Origin of the sequence: Pseudomonas fluorescens (genome assembly GCF_040448305.1) — a bacterium.
Lineage (GTDB): Bacteria > Pseudomonadota > Gammaproteobacteria > Pseudomonadales > Pseudomonadaceae > Aquipseudomonas > Aquipseudomonas fluorescens_BH.
The window spans coordinates 5333222-5349577 of sequence record NZ_CP148752.1 but is presented as its reverse complement, the minus strand read 5'-3'; the positions used below and the strand labels follow the sequence as shown (position 1 = coordinate 5349577).

Annotated in this window: 16 protein-coding genes and 1 pseudogene; 8 read left to right on the top strand and 9 right to left on the bottom strand. The window is 56.3% G+C overall.

All coding sequences use genetic code 11. From position 1 onward, the window contains the following. Window positions 1–26: 26 nt before the first annotated feature. Window positions 27–353, bottom strand: a complete 327-nt coding sequence (locus tag WHX55_RS24255; protein ID WP_353743085.1) for a DUF3693 domain-containing protein — start codon at window positions 351–353, stop codon at window positions 27–29. A 154-nt stretch (window positions 354–507) separates the two neighbouring features. Between WHX55_RS24255 and WHX55_RS24250 the strand changes: the two genes are divergently transcribed. Together WHX55_RS24250 and WHX55_RS24245 are read left to right on the top strand one after the other, a co-directional pair. Then, a complete protein-coding gene (locus WHX55_RS24250) occupies window positions 508–2121 on the top strand; it encodes a caspase family protein (protein WP_353743084.1) in 1614 nt (537 codons plus the stop codon). Between the two features lie 62 nt (window positions 2122–2183). Then, window positions 2184–2429, top strand: coding sequence for a type II toxin-antitoxin system prevent-host-death family antitoxin (locus WHX55_RS24245; protein WP_353741472.1), 246 nt, complete (start codon window positions 2184–2186; stop codon window positions 2427–2429). Between the two features lie 316 nt (window positions 2430–2745). Here WHX55_RS24245 and WHX55_RS24240 read toward each other — a convergent pair whose 3' ends face one another. The 8 genes and pseudogenes from WHX55_RS24240 to WHX55_RS24205 all read right to left on the bottom strand — a co-directional run. Next, window positions 2746–3459, bottom strand: a complete 714-nt coding sequence (locus WHX55_RS24240; protein ID WP_353741471.1) for an HNH endonuclease signature motif containing protein — start codon at window positions 3457–3459, stop codon at window positions 2746–2748. Window positions 3460–3575: 116 nt separating this feature from the next. Then, window positions 3576–4109 carry a Bro-N domain-containing protein gene (locus WHX55_RS24235; protein WP_353743083.1) on the bottom strand — a complete coding sequence of 178 codons (534 nt, stop codon included), beginning with the start codon at window positions 4107–4109 and terminating at the stop codon, window positions 3576–3578. Window positions 4110–4575: 466 nt separating this feature from the next. Beyond that, window positions 4576–5700: a hypothetical protein gene (locus WHX55_RS24230; protein WP_353741470.1), complete on the bottom strand. Its 1125-nt coding sequence runs from the start codon at window positions 5698–5700 to the stop codon at window positions 4576–4578. Then, window positions 5693–6331 carry a hypothetical protein gene (locus WHX55_RS24225; protein WP_353741469.1) on the bottom strand — a complete coding sequence of 213 codons (639 nt, stop codon included), beginning with the start codon at window positions 6329–6331 and terminating at the stop codon, window positions 5693–5695. The genes WHX55_RS24230 and WHX55_RS24225 overlap by 8 nt, the downstream gene beginning before the upstream one ends. A gap of 103 nt (window positions 6332–6434) precedes the next feature. Then, window positions 6435–7682 carry a ribonucleotide-diphosphate reductase subunit beta gene (locus tag WHX55_RS24220; protein ID WP_108215199.1) on the bottom strand — a complete coding sequence of 416 codons (1248 nt, stop codon included), beginning with the start codon at window positions 7680–7682 and terminating at the stop codon, window positions 6435–6437. Between the two features lie 526 nt (window positions 7683–8208). Continuing rightward, on the bottom strand, window positions 8209–8484 hold the full coding sequence (locus tag WHX55_RS24215) for a hypothetical protein (protein ID WP_150756316.1): 276 nt from the start codon (window positions 8482–8484) through the stop codon (window positions 8209–8211). Between the two features lie 189 nt (window positions 8485–8673). Then, window positions 8674–8937 carry a DUF2790 domain-containing protein gene (locus WHX55_RS24210; RefSeq protein WP_353741468.1) on the bottom strand — a complete coding sequence of 88 codons (264 nt, stop codon included), beginning with the start codon at window positions 8935–8937 and terminating at the stop codon, window positions 8674–8676. A gap of 226 nt (window positions 8938–9163) precedes the next feature. Then, window positions 9164–9241: pseudogene (locus WHX55_RS24205) on the bottom strand (YqgE/AlgH family protein); the annotation flags it as partial. Window positions 9242–9401: 160 nt separating this feature from the next. Between WHX55_RS24205 and acs the strand changes: the two are divergent. The 6 genes from acs (at window position 9402) to argR (ending at window position 16339) form a co-directional block, all read left to right on the top strand. After that, complete coding sequence (gene acs / locus WHX55_RS24200) at window positions 9402–11357, top strand: acetate--CoA ligase (RefSeq protein ID WP_090457340.1); 1956 nt, start codon at window positions 9402–9404, stop codon at window positions 11355–11357. 702 nt (window positions 11358–12059) lie between these two features. Beyond that, window positions 12060–12833: an ABC transporter substrate-binding protein gene (locus WHX55_RS24195; RefSeq protein WP_150756318.1), complete on the top strand. Its 774-nt coding sequence runs from the start codon at window positions 12060–12062 to the stop codon at window positions 12831–12833. Between the two features lie 90 nt (window positions 12834–12923). Then, a complete protein-coding gene (locus tag WHX55_RS24190; protein ID WP_150726078.1) occupies window positions 12924–13613 on the top strand; it encodes an ABC transporter permease in 690 nt (229 codons plus the stop codon). Beyond that, window positions 13610–14308 (top strand): ABC transporter permease, encoded by a 699-nt coding sequence (locus tag WHX55_RS24185; protein WP_150756319.1) that lies wholly within the window; start codon window positions 13610–13612, stop codon window positions 14306–14308. The genes WHX55_RS24190 and WHX55_RS24185 overlap by 4 nt, the downstream gene beginning before the upstream one ends. 37 nt (window positions 14309–14345) lie before the next feature. Continuing rightward, window positions 14346–15110 carry an ATP-binding cassette domain-containing protein gene (locus WHX55_RS24180; protein WP_056724137.1) on the top strand — a complete coding sequence of 255 codons (765 nt, stop codon included), beginning with the start codon at window positions 14346–14348 and terminating at the stop codon, window positions 15108–15110. Window positions 15111–15358: 248 nt separating this feature from the next. After that, window positions 15359–16339 carry a transcriptional regulator ArgR gene (gene argR, locus WHX55_RS24175; RefSeq protein ID WP_046042318.1) on the top strand — a complete coding sequence of 327 codons (981 nt, stop codon included), beginning with the start codon at window positions 15359–15361 and terminating at the stop codon, window positions 16337–16339. Window positions 16340–16356 lie beyond the last annotated feature (17 nt).

The window sequence follows — 16356 nt, the reverse complement described above, 5'->3', positions numbered from 1 at the left end:
CGACAGGTTGTGGACAGTGCCACCGGTTACCTCGATGGCCTCGACCCAGAGCAGATCTGGAAGAGCAGCGCGCAATGGGTCAGCGGTTTTCTCGGCAACCGCAGCCGTGCCCTGGCTGATCCGGGGCAGGCCGCACTCACGCCTGCCGCGCCTAGTGCAGATAGCCTGGAGGCAAAACTGCGGCGCTTGCAGGATTTGATGGTGACCGCCCAAGGGCAAACGGCTCCTCCGGTGGCGGCGCCGGCCAGTAAAGCCCTGGTCGAGCCGGGATCGGAGGTGGCGCCAACGCGGCTGCGCGTCCTGTGCCTACCCGGCGTTGGGTTCAGCCGAGCAACGGGCGGGCAGGGCGGCATCGATGCGAACTGGCAGGAACAATGGCGCACATTGATTCGCACTCAACTGGCACAGAACGGTCGCCTCATCGATGACCAGGACATCGACTTTCTGACTTTCGATGACCAGCTCAAGGAGGGGCCTGACTTCGCCCAGATCACCCGAGGCCTGGCGATGCTGAGGGCCGACGCCAGGGGCAAGGCCGATGAGAATTTCGGCAGCTGGGGCCTGCCGGTCAACCAGATGTTGCGCACCACGGTGGGCGCCCTCGTGCAATGGATCGAAGACGCCGATTTGCGCACGCAGTTGACTCAACATCTGCTGGCGAAGATCGACGCATTCAATCCGCAGATCATCTTCGCCCAAGGCCTGGGCAGCCTGATCGGCTACGACGCCCTGCGCCGGTCGGTGGCGAAAAAAGGTTCGGCGCTCAAGCGCATCGATGGTCGAGTGTTCGTCAGCTTCGGCTCACCGATCGCACTGCCATTGGTGATGCGTGAAGTGTGGGGCGGGCGAGTCCTGCGCTTGAGCGAAAACGGCCGAGGCATCCGCCGCTGGTTCCACCTCTACAACCCCAACGATGGATTGCTGACCCGGCCGATCACCTCGCCGGATTCCGCGCGGGTCGACCTGCAAACCGAATTCACTTTGCCATTGCGCGATGACCTGCTCGACCTCAATCACGCCGCCCAGGCCTACTTGTCGTCACCCAACAGCCAGACCGGCCTGTGGCCACAATTGGCCCGCGATGTGGTGGCGGCGCGGGCGCTGGAAGTGCCGGCGTTCCTGTCCCGCAGCGGCCAACGCAAACGCCGCGCTCTGGTGGTCGGCATCAACGATTACCTCGACCCGAGCGCACGCCTCGACGGCTGCATCAACGACACCTACCTGATCAGCCGCATGCTCCAGGAAAGCGGCTACGACGCCGGCGACATCCGATTGCTGCACGACGCCCGAGCGACCCGGGCCAACTTCGTCGAACGCCTCGAATGGCTGGTGGAAGGCGCCCGCGCCGGGGACGAGCGCGTGTTGTTCTACTCCGGCCACGGCACCCAACTGCCGGTCTACAGCAGCAGCGGCGAAGCCGATTGCATGGACGAAACCCTGGTGCTCCACGACTTCGACTGGGACGACGAAAGCACCCACTTCACCGACAAACTGTTCCGCCAGTTCTACAGCCACCTGCCCTTCGACCCGGACGGCCACGGCGCCAAACTCACCGTCATGTTCGACTGCTGCTACGCCGGCGGCATGACCCGCGGCAACGGCCGCGTGCGCGGCATCACCCCACCCAGCGACATCCGCCACCGCATGCTGCGCTGGGACCCCTACGCCGGCGACTGGGACCGCCGCGTCTACGCCGTCGACACCGACCGCCGCGACTTCAGCGAACAAGACAACAAAACCCGCGGCCTTACCCGCACCCGCACCACCCAAGGCGCCGCCACGGGCCTTCGCCCAGAGAAAAAAGCCCAACTGCTGCGCCAAGGCAAACTCTACGGCCACCACGGCCCCTACATGCCTTTGATGCTCTACGCCGCGCGGGAGAACGAAAAAGCCAATGAGTATGAGGTGGGGTCGAACAGCTATGGGGCCTTCACCTACGCACTGGTCGAACAACTGCGCAAATTGCATCAGGAGGATGCGACGTTGGGGTTTGATCAGTTGATTGAGCGGGTGGGGAGTGTGCTGAGCGCGAGGTCGTTGGGGCAGACACCGGAGATTGTTGGGCCGAGTGGGGTTAGGGCGGCGGTGTGTCCTTGGCGGATTAGTGGGTTGGGGAGGTGAGGGGGCTGGCCTATCGAAAATCTACGGCTTCAGCTAGTTTGGCTAACTCCATGGAGGTGCAAATGACTGAGCGAGTAAAAGTAAACATGCGCGAAGCCAAATCACAGCTTCCTCAACTTGCCGAGCGTGCATGGAATGGCGACAACGTAGTGATTACCAAAAACGGTAAGCCTTACCTGGTTCTGCTGCCCCATGTTGATACACCTCGGGCTCGAGTGCCTGGGCGGTTGAAGGGAGCAATTCGGATGTCTGTGGATTTTGACAAGACTCTCGATGATTTAGTCGACGGGTTTGAGGGCCGTCTATAAGGCGCTTGCTGAATTGATGTTTCCCAAACCGACGCAGATCCCCTGTGGGAGCGAGCCTGCTCGCGATTCGCAAGATCAACACAGCAACTAAGCCAGCCACCAACCTTGTGGCGAGGGGGCTTGCCCCCGTTGGGCTGCGAAGCGGCCCCAAATGCTGCAACTCGGAAGCATCAGGTAATCCGAATTGTGCGGATTGACGATCCCCTGTGGGACCGAGCCTGCTCGCGATTCTAAAAGTCACCACAGCTCTCATGCCGAACACGAACCGGTGGTGATGGCGCTTGCTCCTATTGGGCTGTAAAACACACCGAATCTATTACTCAACGAGCAATCGACCGACTTTGGTATACAGCGACAAAGTGAAAGCCTCTTTATCATTCGCAAGGTGGCAACGCCGATGACAGTTCGGGCACAGAGCCACCGCATTGGTAATGCTGTCCGACCCTTTTTGCGCCAGATGCTTTACATGATGAACTTCAAGAAACGGCAGACCATCGACTTCGAAGGGTGCATTCTGGCCACAGCCTTCGCAAACACCTTTCGCCAAGTCAGCCACCCATGCCCGGATCTTGGGGTCACGGACGTAAGACGTCGTGGTAACGCTAACTTGCTGTGGGTTCGCATTACCTTTCGGTGCGACTTTTAGCCCTTTCTTTTGCAGCTTGGAAGCTCGGCGGATAAGTGTGACGTGATCAGAGGTCGGGTCCGACTCGTCAGCGCCAGGCACGACTTTTTTGTCCAAAATGTTACGGATCCGCTGACCAATCCTCGCGCCGAAATTCTTGGCGGGCATGTAGCCTTCAATGCGTGGTAAGTCCATTTGCTCCAGCACCGCGGAAATGTTCTGCATACGGTACTCAATAGACGAAGAACTGCGTTTGCTCAGTGGTCCGTCACGTAATAGCTGGTTTTCAATAGACTTTACGAACGTTTGGCCACTCAGTTCGCGGCCCATCATTTTCAGATAAGCATCGATTGAAGCTTCTAGCTCATCGTCACTCCAACCAGTTCTTTCTTTTGAGGTGTCCATAAAATCGCCGAGGGTTGAAAACCCTCGGACGATACTGAGTGGCCATCACGGCTGTCTACGAAAATTCCTACAGATCATGGCGACAGATCTCGCGAGCGTTCCTACAGGGCGGTCTTTTAACCCATCGAATGCCTCGACGACTGAAACACTTGGGCTACCTTCTGCCACCAAGGTTTAACCACCGGCACTCGCCTCCGCGTGCGACTGAGCAGCAACAAGGGCATGTCCCGCAGTCGAATCCACCCCTCATCCTGCCAATGCAACAGGCTCAACGACATCTCTGGCCAATCCAACAAACTCAACATTGGTCGGTCCGCATTGTCCGAGGGCACCGCATCGCGCAAGGTTGGCACTACCTGATGGGTCAGCCACTCACGCAACAACCGATTCTCCGGCGCGTAGTGATACACCAACAACGCATACACACCAGATTCGCTAAGCATCAACCGCTGCTCGGGTTGGCCGTAATACCGAATTAACAAGGTATTACGCTGATCCTCGTCAAGTTTTCTGACCACACGATCATTCAGATGGACGCCCATTAAGGGACCGAGATCGCGAGCGCAAAACCAAGGTTGGTTTTCCAGGAGAAGGGCATGGAGTGGGAGGTTATAGCGGGTGAAGATTGTCGAACTGAAAGGATCCGACATGACCGATTGGTGTGGAGTGTCTGCGAGCATATCCATTACCTCTACGTGTGAAGTTGAAGAGGGCCAGAGCCCGACGTAGAGGATCTAAAAAATCCCAACAAGCATTTCCTCTTCACACGAAATTAGGCTTGTATGCTGTTACCAGCATGCGCTCTGTGTGATGAAGTTAGCTACTACGTTGGGCGTTTCTTAGGCACCTGTCGCTAGAGTAAAGATATCGAAGAAGGTTCGTCAATATTGTTTTGGTTTATCTTGAAGTAGGACTCTGCTAGAAAATATGTACGTAAATGCATCGAGTTTCTTGGTTTTTTAAACAGATTTTAATTTTGGCGCTTGTTGGATTTTAATTGGGTTGTGAAACGTTTAATAAATCTAATGGGCAGGGTTCGGGTGGGGGTAAGATATGAGTGGGTGCTGAGTCTTTGAAGTCTCAGCACCTGTTGTATCTAAAAATGCGGTCTTTTATTTAGTAGATATATGACTCGCTGAGTGCTCGTCTAATTGTAGGAAGAGAGTTGTGATAAAGGTGAGGCTGGATTTCTCTTGCGATTTGTTCAGATAGTGCGATCAGTTCGTCATTCAAGAGAATCAGTGAATTCCATTTTTCTTCGGAATCGATGATTTTTCTTGAGTTGTCGGGGGTGGCAAGTGTTCTGGTGTGTGACTCAAATAAAATCATCGATTCTATTTTTTGTTGAGTTTCGCTAATGAGTGAAAGCTCCATATAGGAAGGCTTTGTCAGAATGCTGTTGTCGAAATGCCACACGAGAGAAGCTATATCGTAGCTGGATAGTTTTATATCTAGGTTGGAGTCGTTTTTTATATTTTTTATCAGGCGGATAACTTTTTTCACTCCTCCATTTGTTTGTAGGTCTTTGTCGTTTATTTTACGCATATGAAGGAAGGGGCTATTTGAAAGCAGTTCGTTTTTTGATTTGTGAAGGATTTTTACTTCTTTGTCATGTTTTTGTTGTGATTGTTGGTAAGTCGCAGAGTGATGCCAGTGAGAAGGTACGATGTCGATTTTTCTTTTTAGTGAACCGCCAGAAAGAGAAATTGATTTGTCGCCACTGATATCCACCGTTGCTGCGGGGTACCGGTTGATAAGCAAGTTCTCACATTGTGATCGTAAGTATTGGATCTGCTCCAAAACGGTTGGAGGGTTCGGAAGCCTTGTGTAGGTGCCCGCTGCGGGGCCATTCCAGTCTAAGGTTACAAACTCCTCATGAAGGACGAGAATATCTACGTCGCTTACCCCGCGAATATGTACATTCAAAGGTACTGAACCTTGAAACTCAAAGCTTGCCCTCAAAGGGAGAGCACTCAAACCATTTGAGATTTGACTAATTACGCGCTTTCCCTCCTCGTAACTGATCTCAGTGTAGCGCGTACCAACTTCCTGCATTGAACCTAGTGCGTATTTTGTAGCTTCGCCCGAAGCCCTTGTTTCATAGTTTTCTTTTTCTGAACGGGAATTATAAATTAGATGCTCAAGTCCCGTTGAAGCTGATGCTGAGTCGAAGGTATAAGAGGATGTTTCGCCAAGTCTTCTGTTGCGAAGATTGTTGAGTTTTTCTTTGTAGTTACTCATTCGAAGCTCCTTGGCGTGTTAGGTTCATGCGTCCGCAGGTTAATCGGCCTTTATTGTTGAAATAATCTCCGTAAGCTTCTGTTAAGTCCTCACTTAGCTCAAGCTCTGCATAACCTATATGCGATTTTAACTCTACTTCCCCAGCTCGAGGTTCATTTCGGTAGCTGTACATTAAAATGTAACCTCTTCCGGGTTCGTGAACCAAAGAGGCTGCGATGCTTGCGGACTTTGATTGTCCGGTGTTCAGGTAGACTCGAAGTTTTTCCCATGTTTGGGTGATGCGGATTGTAGCGGTCCACTCAAAAGTAACTTCCCCTTGGGCGTTTATAGTTTGGCCTTTGCAGTCCCACTTGCCGTTCAGGTTTGGTATTTTGAGGAATTTTAAAATTGGTGGCCAGCGCCACATCCACGAGTCAAATAATGCGTGCCCAAACGTATAAATTACGGCGGCGGATATAGGGAGTACAATTATTCCGGGATTGCTCGCTGTAAGTTCAAATTTTTGCGCAATGTCAAAGCTGAAGGCCACTAGTGCGGCAATGGCTGATGAGGCTAATCCGGCAAATATTGCCAGATATCTTCCGATCGTGGCACGACTGTGCCCAATGATGGAGTATTCATGAGGTTGCATACATAATCCTTTATTTATGAAGGGATGGAGCTATAAGCAGATTCAGCTCACCTTCCCGACTTCCATGTCAGGTAAGATACAAAGTTAACTCTTTAAAGTACGATCAATCCCAGCTCAAAGCCCCACCAGTCTGATACTCAATAACCCGCGTCTCAAAGAAGTTCTTCTCTTTCTTCAAGTCCATGATCTCGCTCATCCAAGGGAACGGGTTAGTCGTCCCTGGATACTCTTCTTTAAGACCGATCTGCGACAGGCGACGGTTAGCGATGAACTTGAGGTAGTCCTCCATCATCGCCGCGTTCATGCCCAACACGCCGCGAGGCATGGTGTCACGCGCGTATTCGATCTCCAGCTGAGTGCCTTGCAGAATCATCTGCGAAGCTTCTTCCTTCATCTCGGCATCCCACAAATGCGGGTTTTCGATTTTGATCTGGTTGATCACGTCGATGCCGAAGTTCAGGTGCATGGATTCGTCGCGCAGGATGTACTGGAACTGCTCGGCGACGCCGGTCATTTTGTTGCGGCGGCCCATGGAGAGGATCTGGGTGAAGCCGCAGTAGAAGAAGATGCCTTCCAGGACGCAGTAGTAGGCGATCAGGTTGCGCAGTAGTTCTTTGTCGGTTTCGACGGTGCCGGTTTCGAACTTCGGATCGGAGATCGAGCGGGTGTATTTCAGGCCCCAGGTGGCTTTTTTCGCGACCGACGGGATCTCGTGGTACATGTTGAAGATTTCGCCTTCATCCATGGCCAGCGATTCGATGCAGTACTGGTAGGCGTGGGTGTGGATCGCCTCTTCGAAGGCTTGGCGCAGGATGTACTGGCGGCATTCCGGGTTGGTGATCAGGCGGTACACGGCCAGGACCAGGTTGTTGGCAACCAGGGAGTCGGCGGTGGAGAAGAAGCCGAGGTTGCGCATCACGATGCGGCGCTCGTCGTCGGTCAGGCCTTCCGGGTCTTTCCAGAGGGCGATGTCGGCGGTCATGTTGACTTCTTGCGGCATCCAGTGGTTTGCGCAGCCGTCCAGGTACTTCTGCCAGGCCCAGTCGTACTTGAAGGGTACGAGTTGGTTGAGGTCGGCGCGGCAGTTGATCATGCGCTTTTCGTCAACGGCGACACGGGCGGAGGCGCCTTCGAGTTCGGCGAGGCCTTCGGCGACGTCGAGGGAATCCAGGGCGGCTTTGGCGCGGGCAACGGCGGCGGAGTCAGAAGCGGTCACGGCACGGGCTTCCAGGGCGGCGGCACCGCCGGCGCTGTCGAGACGGTCCATGTTGGCTTCGGTGGCGTGGCCAGCGTTGGCGCTCTTGACTGCTACTTCCGTGTCTTCTTTGTCGAATTCGTCCCAGCTCAGCATGACGTGTCGTCTCCTGCGTGAGGGCCAGTGTGCCCGTGTGAAAATGGATAGTTGGTTTTTCACACGGCCTTACTGGCCGCGTTGGATCTAAAGGAATCGTTTTTTGCAGCAGCTATACGCAGGCATCAAACAGAATTTTGTACGGGGTTCCGAGAGCCACTGATGGGCGCAGCAAGCGTTGATCGCCTGTGCGGGGCTTCAGACTGGCTTTTCATCCCTGTAAGGGAATATTGCAGGCCCGTTTAAGGCCGCATTATAGGGAAGTTTTGCGTGCTGTGGTGCGGCGAAATGGCTCACGGATCGGTCGACGGGGGCCGTTTTTCGGTCGGAGTGAGGGTTTACAGGGCTTTGAAGGATGTTGGCGGGGGAAGATTTTTTTTCTTAATTTTTTGCCCCGGAATATTTTTGTTCAAGAAATGACCAAAAAAGGCTTTTTTCACTACATCTTGTGTTTCGGTGGGGTTTTCTCAGGCTCCAGACACAACTAAGCCCGACCGAAGTCGGGCTGTGAAGTCACGCTGGCGGATCAGCTCAGGCGAGCGGCACCGACGTGATCAGCGCCATCGGCGGCGAGGCGGGCGGCACCGGTGTGGTCAGAACCGTCGGAGGCGAGTTTGCCTGCGCCAACGTGATCGGCACCATCGGCAGCGAAGGATGCCGAACCGGTGTGGTCGTATCCGTCGGAAGCGACAGCCGCTTCAGTGGTGTAAGCAGCCGAGCCGGTGCGGTCGTAACCATCGGCGGCGAAGGTGTTGGCAGCCAGGACGGAGAGGGTCAGGGCGAGGATCAGTTGGGTTTTCATGGTCGTTGCTCCAGTTTCACAAGCGTTGTTTGTCTTGGGTTGCAGTTGATACTACGCCGACTATTTCGATTAAAAAGCGCAAATAAATGCTTAAAGCAATCGACTTAATCGATCATTAAGGTTCGGCGCTTCATCTGCCTGATCGCGGCGGGTGGGTCGAACCTTATGGGGGGAGGGTGAAGCGGGAGATCAGCCGTTGGAGCAGCCATTGCCCATCATGCTGTAGCGCAGGATATGTCGTTGGCCGTGGGAATCTTCGTATTCCATTTTCATCGGCACAACTTCACACACGTTCGGGGCTTCGCTCATGGAGATCACTTTGGCGATGTCCAGGTGGGTGGAGTAGGTGTATTCCTCGATGGGCGGTTTTTGCTGGGCAACATCAGTCGGGACCTCGTTTGCCATGGCGGTTGCGCACAGACTGCTGAGGGCCAGAACTAATAAAGCTTTCATTTCGGATTTACCTTTTGGAGGTCGAAAGGGGGCACGCAATCTTTTTGAGATTGCGTGTGGAACTTCAGTACCAGGGGGGTTGATTAACTGCCTTCGTGGGGGCTGCAACTGGGTTAATCAGGTTGCCTTGTTGGCGTGGCTGATTTTAGGTGGGCGCGCCTCGTCCATATAGCCGTGGTTTTGATAAACACTTTTGACAGATCCTGTAACAATCCCCGAATAACGTTGTAGGAGCGAGCTTGCTCGCGATGAGCCGGAGAGCACTGCGGGGTGTCAGGTTGGGCGCGTTATCGTTGGCGACCATCGCGAGCCGGCTCGCTCCTACAGGTGTCGTGCGATGTTTAGTAGGGGGTTTTCATGACAATTTGTAGGGGCTTGTTACTACCATCGTCGAATGGTTCTATAGGCCCGGCCCCGCTAAAACGTGGTCATACAAAAACAACTATTCCACCGAGGTAAGAAAGATGAGTGCGGCTTCCCTGTATCCCGTTCGTCCCGAGGTTCTGGCTAACACGCTGACCGACGAGGCGACCTACAAGGCGATGTACCAGCAGTCGGTCGTCAACCCCGACGGCTTCTGGCGCGAGCAAGCCAAGCGCCTCGACTGGATCAAGCCTTTCACCACGGTGAAGCAGACTTCCTTCGACGATCACCATGTCGACATCAAATGGTTCGCCGACGGCACCCTGAACGTTTCCTACAATTGCCTCGACCGTCATCTGGCCGAGCGCGGCGATCAGGTCGCGATCATCTGGGAGGGCGATGACCCTGCCGAAAGCCGCAACATCACTTACCGCGAGCTGCACGAGCAAGTGTGCAAGTTCGCCAACGCCCTGCGTGGTCAGGACGTGCACCGCGGCGACGTGGTGACTATCTATATGCCGATGATCCCCGAAGCCGTGGTCGCCATGCTGGCCTGTACCCGGATCGGCGCGATTCACTCGGTGGTGTTCGGCGGCTTCTCGCCGGAAGCCCTGGCCGGTCGCATCATCGACTGCAAATCCAAAGTGGTGATCACCGCTGACGAAGGCATTCGTGCCGGCAAGAAGATCCCGCTCAAGGCCAACGTCGACGACGCGCTGACCAACCCGGAAACCAGCAGCATCCAGAAAGTCATCGTGTGCAAGCGCACTGGTGGCGACATCAAGTGGAACCAGCATCGCGACATCTGGTTCGAGGACCTGATGAAAGTGGCCGGCACCGTTTGCGCGCCGAAAGAGATGGGCGCCGAAGAAGCGCTGTTCATCCTTTATACCTCCGGCTCCACCGGCAAGCCGAAGGGCGTGCAGCACACCACCGGCGGTTACCTGCTGTATGCAGCCATGACCCACGAGCGCGTGTTCGACTACCGCCCGGGTGAAATCTACTGGTGCACCGCCGACGTCGGCTGGGTCACCGGCCACAGTTATATCGTCTACGGCCCGCTGGCTAACGGCGCGACCACGCTGCTGTTCGAAGGCGTGCCGAACTACCCGGACATCACCCGGGTGGCGAAGATCGTCGACAAGCACAAGGTCAACATCCTCTACACCGCGCCGACCGCAATCCGCGCCATGATGGCTTCGGGCACCGCCGCCGTTGAAGGTGCTGACGGCAGCAGCCTGCGCCTGTTGGGTTCGGTGGGCGAGCCGATCAACCCGGAAGCCTGGGACTGGTACTACAAGAATGTCGGCAAGTCCCGTTGCCCGATCGTCGACACCTGGTGGCAGACCGAAACCGGCGGCAACATGATGAGCCCGCTGCCGGGTGCTCATGCGCTCAAGCCAGGCTCTGCGGCGCGTCCGTTCTTCGGCGTGGTGCCGGCACTGGTGGACAACCTGGGCAACATCGTCGAAGGCGAGGCCGAGGGCAACCTGGTGATTCTCGATTCGTGGCCAGGCCAGGCGCGTACGCTGTTTGGCGACCATGACCGCTTCGTCGACACCTACTTCAAGACTTTCCGTGGCATGTACTTCACCGGTGACGGTGCCCGTCGCGATGCCGATGGCTACTACTGGATCACTGGTCGCGTGGACGACGTACTCAACGTGTCCGGTCACCGCATGGGCACCGCCGAGATCGAAAGCGCGATGGTCGCGCACCCGAAAGTCGCCGAAGCGGCGGTGGTTGGTGTGCCGCACGACATCAAGGGGCAGGGCATCTATGTCTATGTCACCCTTAAAAACGGTGAAGAGCCGAACGAGCAACTGCGCCTGGAGCTGAAAAACTGGGTGCGCAAGGAGATCGGTCCGATTGCCTCGCCGGATGTCATCCAGTGGGCGCCGGGGCTGCCGAAGACTCGCTCGGGCAAGATCATGCGCCGGATTCTGCGCAAGATTGCTACGGCTGAGTACGATGGGTTGGGCGATATTTCCACCCTGGCTGATCCGAGTGTGGTGCAGCATTTGATTGATACGCACAAGACGATGAATGTTGCGTAAGCGGCGGTTGTGAGTCACTGAAAGCCCTGTCAGGTGTTGAGCCTGGCAGGGCTTTTTTGTGTCTGAGGTTTTTGTGTTGGCTGGGCTGGCCCCTTCGCGAGCAGGCTCGCTCCCACAGGTTTTTGTGGTGTGGATCAGATCACAAAAACACCATCAATCCCTGTGGGAGCGGGCTTGCTCGCGAAGGCGATCTGCCATGCGTCGAAGCAACATCTACCAATAAATATCGGTTTCCTCTGTCGGCATTTTCCTACTGTTACCTGCGTTCTTTCAGGTTACTGAATGTGTAACCGCATTGCTTCAACACGGGGTATTGGGAAACGCCAAGCCCCACATCGGCGTTTAAAAAGCACCGCTGAAAAATAAGACCCCACGCTGCGCTTGCCGGATTAGAAGGGTTTGCCAATAATAGGCCCGCAATTTGCAACACAGATCGGTTCAATGTCTTTTGCTCTTGCATGATTTTGCAGGGCTGTCAACGCGCTAAAACGGCTTTCTCAGTGCTTCTGTAATTAGTTGTCGCATTGAAGAAATATCGGCCTCGGGCCTGTCGTTAGAATGCCGATCACTCGCTCGTCGTTGCTCGTGTTGAAATTTCGCACGCGCAATGTAGGACGCAGCACTGCTTTCCGGTTCCACTCACTCGCATATTGGGCTGTTGCTCACTCTGCCGTTTTTGCCCTTTACCGATGGAGTCCCAAGATGAAGAAACTCGTGCTGCTTGGCGCCCTGGCACTGTCCGTGCTGTCCATGCCAACCTTCGCCGATGAAAAACCTCTGAAAATCGGTATCGAGGCGGCTTACCCTCCGTTCGCTTCCAAAGCGCCGGACGGCAGCATCGTTGGTTTCGACTACGACATCGGCAACGCGCTGTGTGAAGAAATGAAGGTCAAGTGCGTTTGGGTCGAGCAAGAGTTCGACGGCCTGATCCCTGCGCTTAAGGTGCGCAAGATCGACGCGATCCTGTCGTCCATGTCGATCACTGAAGATCGCAAGAAGTCCGTGGACTTCACCAACAAGTACTACAACACCCCGGCTCGCCTGGTCATGAAGGCCGGCACTCAGGTCAGCGAAGGCCTGACCGAGCTCAAGGGCAAGAACATCGGCGTGCAGCGTGGTTCGATCCACGAGCGTTTCGCTCGCGAAGTTCTGGCCCCGCTGGGTGCCGAGATCAAGCCTTACGGTTCGCAGAACGAAATTTACCTCGACGTGGCCGCCGGCCGCCTCGACGGCACCGTGGCAGACGCTACGCTTCTGGATGACGGTTTCCTGAAAACCGACGCCGGTAAAGGTTTCGCCTTTGTCGGTCCTGCGTTCACCGACGTCAAATACTTCGGCGACGGCGTAGGCATCGCGGTGCGTAAGGGTGACGCGCTGAAAGACAAGATCAACACCGCGATCACTGCCATTCGCGAGAACGGCAAGTACAAGCAAATCCAGGACAAGTACTTCGCCTTCGATATCTACGGCAAGTAATACGTCCCAGCGACAAGTCCGAAATGGCGCAAGCAACAGGATCTCTGAGGTTTGCGCCATTTTTTCATCCTACTTTCGAGGACCTGAATCATGTTGAAAGGCTACGGGGCTGTCATCCTCGATGGCGCTTGGCTGACGCTTCAGCTCGCCTTGTCGTCCATGGCCATGGCCATCGTTCTGGGCCTGATCGGCGTGGCACTGCGTCTGTCGCCGGTGCGCTGGCTGGCTTGGCTGGGCGACCTGTATTCCACGGTGATCCGTGGTATTCCCGACCTGGTGCTGATCCTGCTGATTTTCTACGGCGGCCAGGACCTGCTCAACCGCGTCGCACCGCTGCTCGGCTTTGACGATTACATCGACTTGAACCCGTTGGCGGCCGGTATTGGCACCCTGGGTTTCATCTTTGGTGCGTATCTGTCGGAAACTTTCCGTGGCGCCTTCATGGCGATCCCTAAAGGCCAGGCTGAAGCCGGCATGGCTTACGGCATGAGCAGTTTCCAGGTGTTCTTCCGGGTGTTGGTGCCGCAGATGATTCGCCTGGCGATTCCGGGTTTCACCAACAACTGGCTGGTATTGACCAAGGCTACCGCGCTGATTTCGGTGGTAGGTCTGCAAGACATGATGTTCAAGGCCAAGCAGGCGGCCGATGCCACCCGCGAACCTTTCACCTTCTTCCTCGCAGTAGCCGCGATGTACCTGGTGATCACCAGTGTGTCGTTGCTGGCATTGCGTCACCTTGAGAAGCGCTACTCGGTAGGCGTAAGGGCGGCTGATCTATGATCTTCGACTACAACGTCATTTGGGAGGCCATGCCGCTGTACCTCGGCGGCCTGGTGACCACCCTCAAACTGCTCGCGCTGTCGCTGTTCTTCGGCTTGCTGTGCGCCTTGCCGCTGGGCCTGATGCGCGTCTCGAAGAACGCGGTCGTCAACATGTCGGCCTGGCTCTTCACCTACGTGATCCGCGGCACGCCGATGCTGGTGCAGCTGTTCTTGATCTACTACGGTCTGGCGCAGTTCGAAGCGGTGCGTGAAAGCTTCCTCTGGCCGTGGCTGTCCAGCGCAACGTTCTGTGCGTGCCTGGCGTTCGCGATCAACACCAGCGCCTACACCGCCGAAATCATCGCCGGCAGCCTGCGCGCCACGCCGAACGGCGAGATCGAAGCGGCCAAGGCCATGGGCATGTCGCGGGTCAAGATGTACAAGCGCATCCTGCTGCCGTCGGCCCTGCGCCGCGCGCTGCCGCAGTACAGCAACGAAGTGATCATGATGCTGCAGACCACCAGTCTGGCGTCCATCGTGACCCTGATCGACATCACCGGTGCCGCGCGCACGGTCAACGCCCAGTTCTACCTGCCGTTCGAGGCGTACATCACCGCCGGCGTGTTCTACCTGTGCCTGACCTTCATCCTGGTGAAACTGTTCAAGATGGCCGAGCGCCGCTGGCTGGGCTACCTGGCCCCGCGCAAGCACTGAATACCACTGACTGACTGTTTTTGTGAGAACCGACAGCATGTACAAACTTGAAGTCCAAGACCTGCATAAACGCTATGGCAGTCACGAAGTGCTCAAGGGCGTGTCCCTGAAAGCGGCAGCCGGCGATGTGATCAGCATCATCGGTTCCAGTGGCTCCGGCAAAAGTACTTTCCTGCGCTGCATCAACCTGCTGGAGCAGCCGCACGCGGGCAAGATCCTGCTCAACAACGAAGAGTTGAAGCTGGTGGCGAACAAGGACGGCGCGCTGAAGGCTGCCGACCCGAAACAGCTGCAACGCATGCGTTCGCGCCTGTCGATGGTGTTCCAGCATTTCAACCTGTGGTCGCACATGACCGCGCTGGAAAACATCATGGAAGCGCCGGTGCATGTACTGGGCATGTCCAAGGCCGAGGCTCGCGACAAGGCCGAGCACTACCTGAACAAGGTAGGCGTTGCTCATCGCAAGGATGCTTACCCTGGCCACATGTCCGGCGGCGAGCAGCAGCGTGTGGCGATTGCCCGTGCGCTGGCGATGGAACCTGAGGTGATGCTGTTCGATGAACCGACTTCCGCACTCGACCCGGAGCTGGTCGGCGACGTGTTGAAAGTCATGCAGGCCCTGGCCCAGGAAGGCCGGACCATGGTCGTGGTGACCCACGAAATGGGCTTCGCCCGTGAAGTGTCGAACCAGTTGGTGTTCCTGCACAAAGGTGTAGTCGAAGAAAGCGGCAACCCGCGCGAAGTGCTGGTGAACCCGCAATCCGAGCGTTTGCAGCAATTCCTGTCCGGCAGCTTGAAGTAATCAGGACTGCCGTTGTGCACAGGGATAGTGCATGCTTCGCGATTTAGAGGCTGATCCCAATCCCTTGTGGGAGCGGGCTTGCTCGCGAAAGCGGTGGTTCAGACAGCAACGATGTTGACTGATACGCCGCTTTCGCGAGCAAGCCCGCTCCCACATTTAGATCTGTACTGGCTTTGAGATTTGCGTTCATTTACGGGCTAGCATTGGCCCATGCCTTCATCACTGTTCTCCGCTTCGGATTGCCCACCATGACTGCCCATCGAATTGGTTTCCTGATTTGGCCCAGCACTAAAGCACTGACGCTTGCGCTGGCTGAGGAGGCCTTGCGTGTTGCCCAGCGTGTGCATCCGGACGTGGTTTACGAGCTGTCGTTCCTGCAGGCCGAACCGCCGGCCGAAAGCGCCTGGCAATTGCCGGGTGAGGCGTGGACCGGCAAGCTCGAAAACTTCCAGAAACTGTTCCTGCTCGCTGACGAACCACCGACCGCACTGGCGCCGGCGCTCAGCAGTGCGCTCAAGCAACTGGTGCGTTCCGGTTGCGTGATCGGCGGTCTGTCGGCCGGGGTTTACCCGCTGGCACAACTGGGCTTGCTCGACGGTTATCGCGCGGCCGTGCATTGGCGCTGGCAGGACGATTTCGCCGAGCGCTTTCCGAAGGTCATCGCCACCAGCCACCTGTTCGACTGGGATCGCGATCGCCTGACCGCGTGCGGCGGCATGTCGGTGCTCGACTTGTTGCTGGCCGTGCTGGCCCGTGATCACGGCGCGGAACTGGCCGGTGCGGTGTCCGAAGAACTGGTGGTCGAGCGCATCCGCGAGGGCGGCGAACGCCAGCGCATTCCGTTGCAGAACCGCCTCGGTTCCAGCCATCCGAAGCTCACCCAAGCCGTGTTGCTGATGGAAGCCAACATCGAAGAGCCGCTGACCACCGACGAAATCGCCCAGCACGTGTGCGTGTCCCGTCGGCAACTGGAGCGCATCTTCAAGCAATACCTCAACCGTGTGCCGAGCCAGTACTACCTGGAACTGCGCTTGAACAAGGCCCGGCAGATGTTGATGCAAACCAGCAAGTCGATCATCCAGATCGGCCTGTCCTGTGGCTTCTCCTCGGGGCCGCATTTCTCCAGCGCCTATCGCAATTTCTTCGGTGCCACGCCGCGGGAAGATCGCAACCAGCGGCGCAGCAGCAGTCCGTTCGAATTGTCATCGGTGCCGCCGGAGCGCGGTTGATCCGCGCCTGATCCCGA

Bases quoted from the DNA above. Each gene is read 5' to 3' on its own strand.
- WHX55_RS24255 (WP_353743085.1), bottom strand. From the start codon at position 353: ATGCCGCCCTGCCCGCCCGTTGCTCGGCTGAACCCAACGCCGGGTAGG.
- WHX55_RS24250 (WP_353743084.1), top strand. From the start codon at position 508: ATGCTGAGGGCCGACGCCAGGGGCAAGGCCGATGAGAATTTCGGCAGC.
- WHX55_RS24245 (WP_353741472.1), top strand. From the start codon at position 2,184: ATGACTGAGCGAGTAAAAGTAAACATGCGCGAAGCCAAATCACAGCTT.
- WHX55_RS24240 (WP_353741471.1), bottom strand. From the start codon at position 3,459: ATGGACACCTCAAAAGAAAGAACTGGTTGGAGTGACGATGAGCTAGAA.
- WHX55_RS24235 (WP_353743083.1), bottom strand. From the start codon at position 4,109: ATGTCGGATCCTTTCAGTTCGACAATCTTCACCCGCTATAACCTCCCA.
- WHX55_RS24230 (WP_353741470.1), bottom strand. From the start codon at position 5,700: ATGAGTAACTACAAAGAAAAACTCAACAATCTTCGCAACAGAAGACTT.
- WHX55_RS24225 (WP_353741469.1), bottom strand. From the start codon at position 6,331: ATGCAACCTCATGAATACTCCATCATTGGGCACAGTCGTGCCACGATC.
- WHX55_RS24220 (WP_108215199.1), bottom strand. From the start codon at position 7,682: ATGCTGAGCTGGGACGAATTCGACAAAGAAGACACGGAAGTAGCAGTC.
- WHX55_RS24215 (WP_150756316.1), bottom strand. From the start codon at position 8,484: ATGAAAACCCAACTGATCCTCGCCCTGACCCTCTCCGTCCTGGCTGCC.
- WHX55_RS24210 (WP_353741468.1), bottom strand. From the start codon at position 8,937: ATGAAAGCTTTATTAGTTCTGGCCCTCAGCAGTCTGTGCGCAACCGCC.
- acs (WP_090457340.1), top strand. From the start codon at position 9,402: ATGAGTGCGGCTTCCCTGTATCCCGTTCGTCCCGAGGTTCTGGCTAAC.
- WHX55_RS24195 (WP_150756318.1), top strand. From the start codon at position 12,060: ATGAAGAAACTCGTGCTGCTTGGCGCCCTGGCACTGTCCGTGCTGTCC.
- WHX55_RS24190 (WP_150726078.1), top strand. From the start codon at position 12,924: ATGTTGAAAGGCTACGGGGCTGTCATCCTCGATGGCGCTTGGCTGACG.
- WHX55_RS24185 (WP_150756319.1), top strand. From the start codon at position 13,610: ATGATCTTCGACTACAACGTCATTTGGGAGGCCATGCCGCTGTACCTC.
- WHX55_RS24180 (WP_056724137.1), top strand. From the start codon at position 14,346: ATGTACAAACTTGAAGTCCAAGACCTGCATAAACGCTATGGCAGTCAC.
- argR (WP_046042318.1), top strand. From the start codon at position 15,359: ATGACTGCCCATCGAATTGGTTTCCTGATTTGGCCCAGCACTAAAGCA.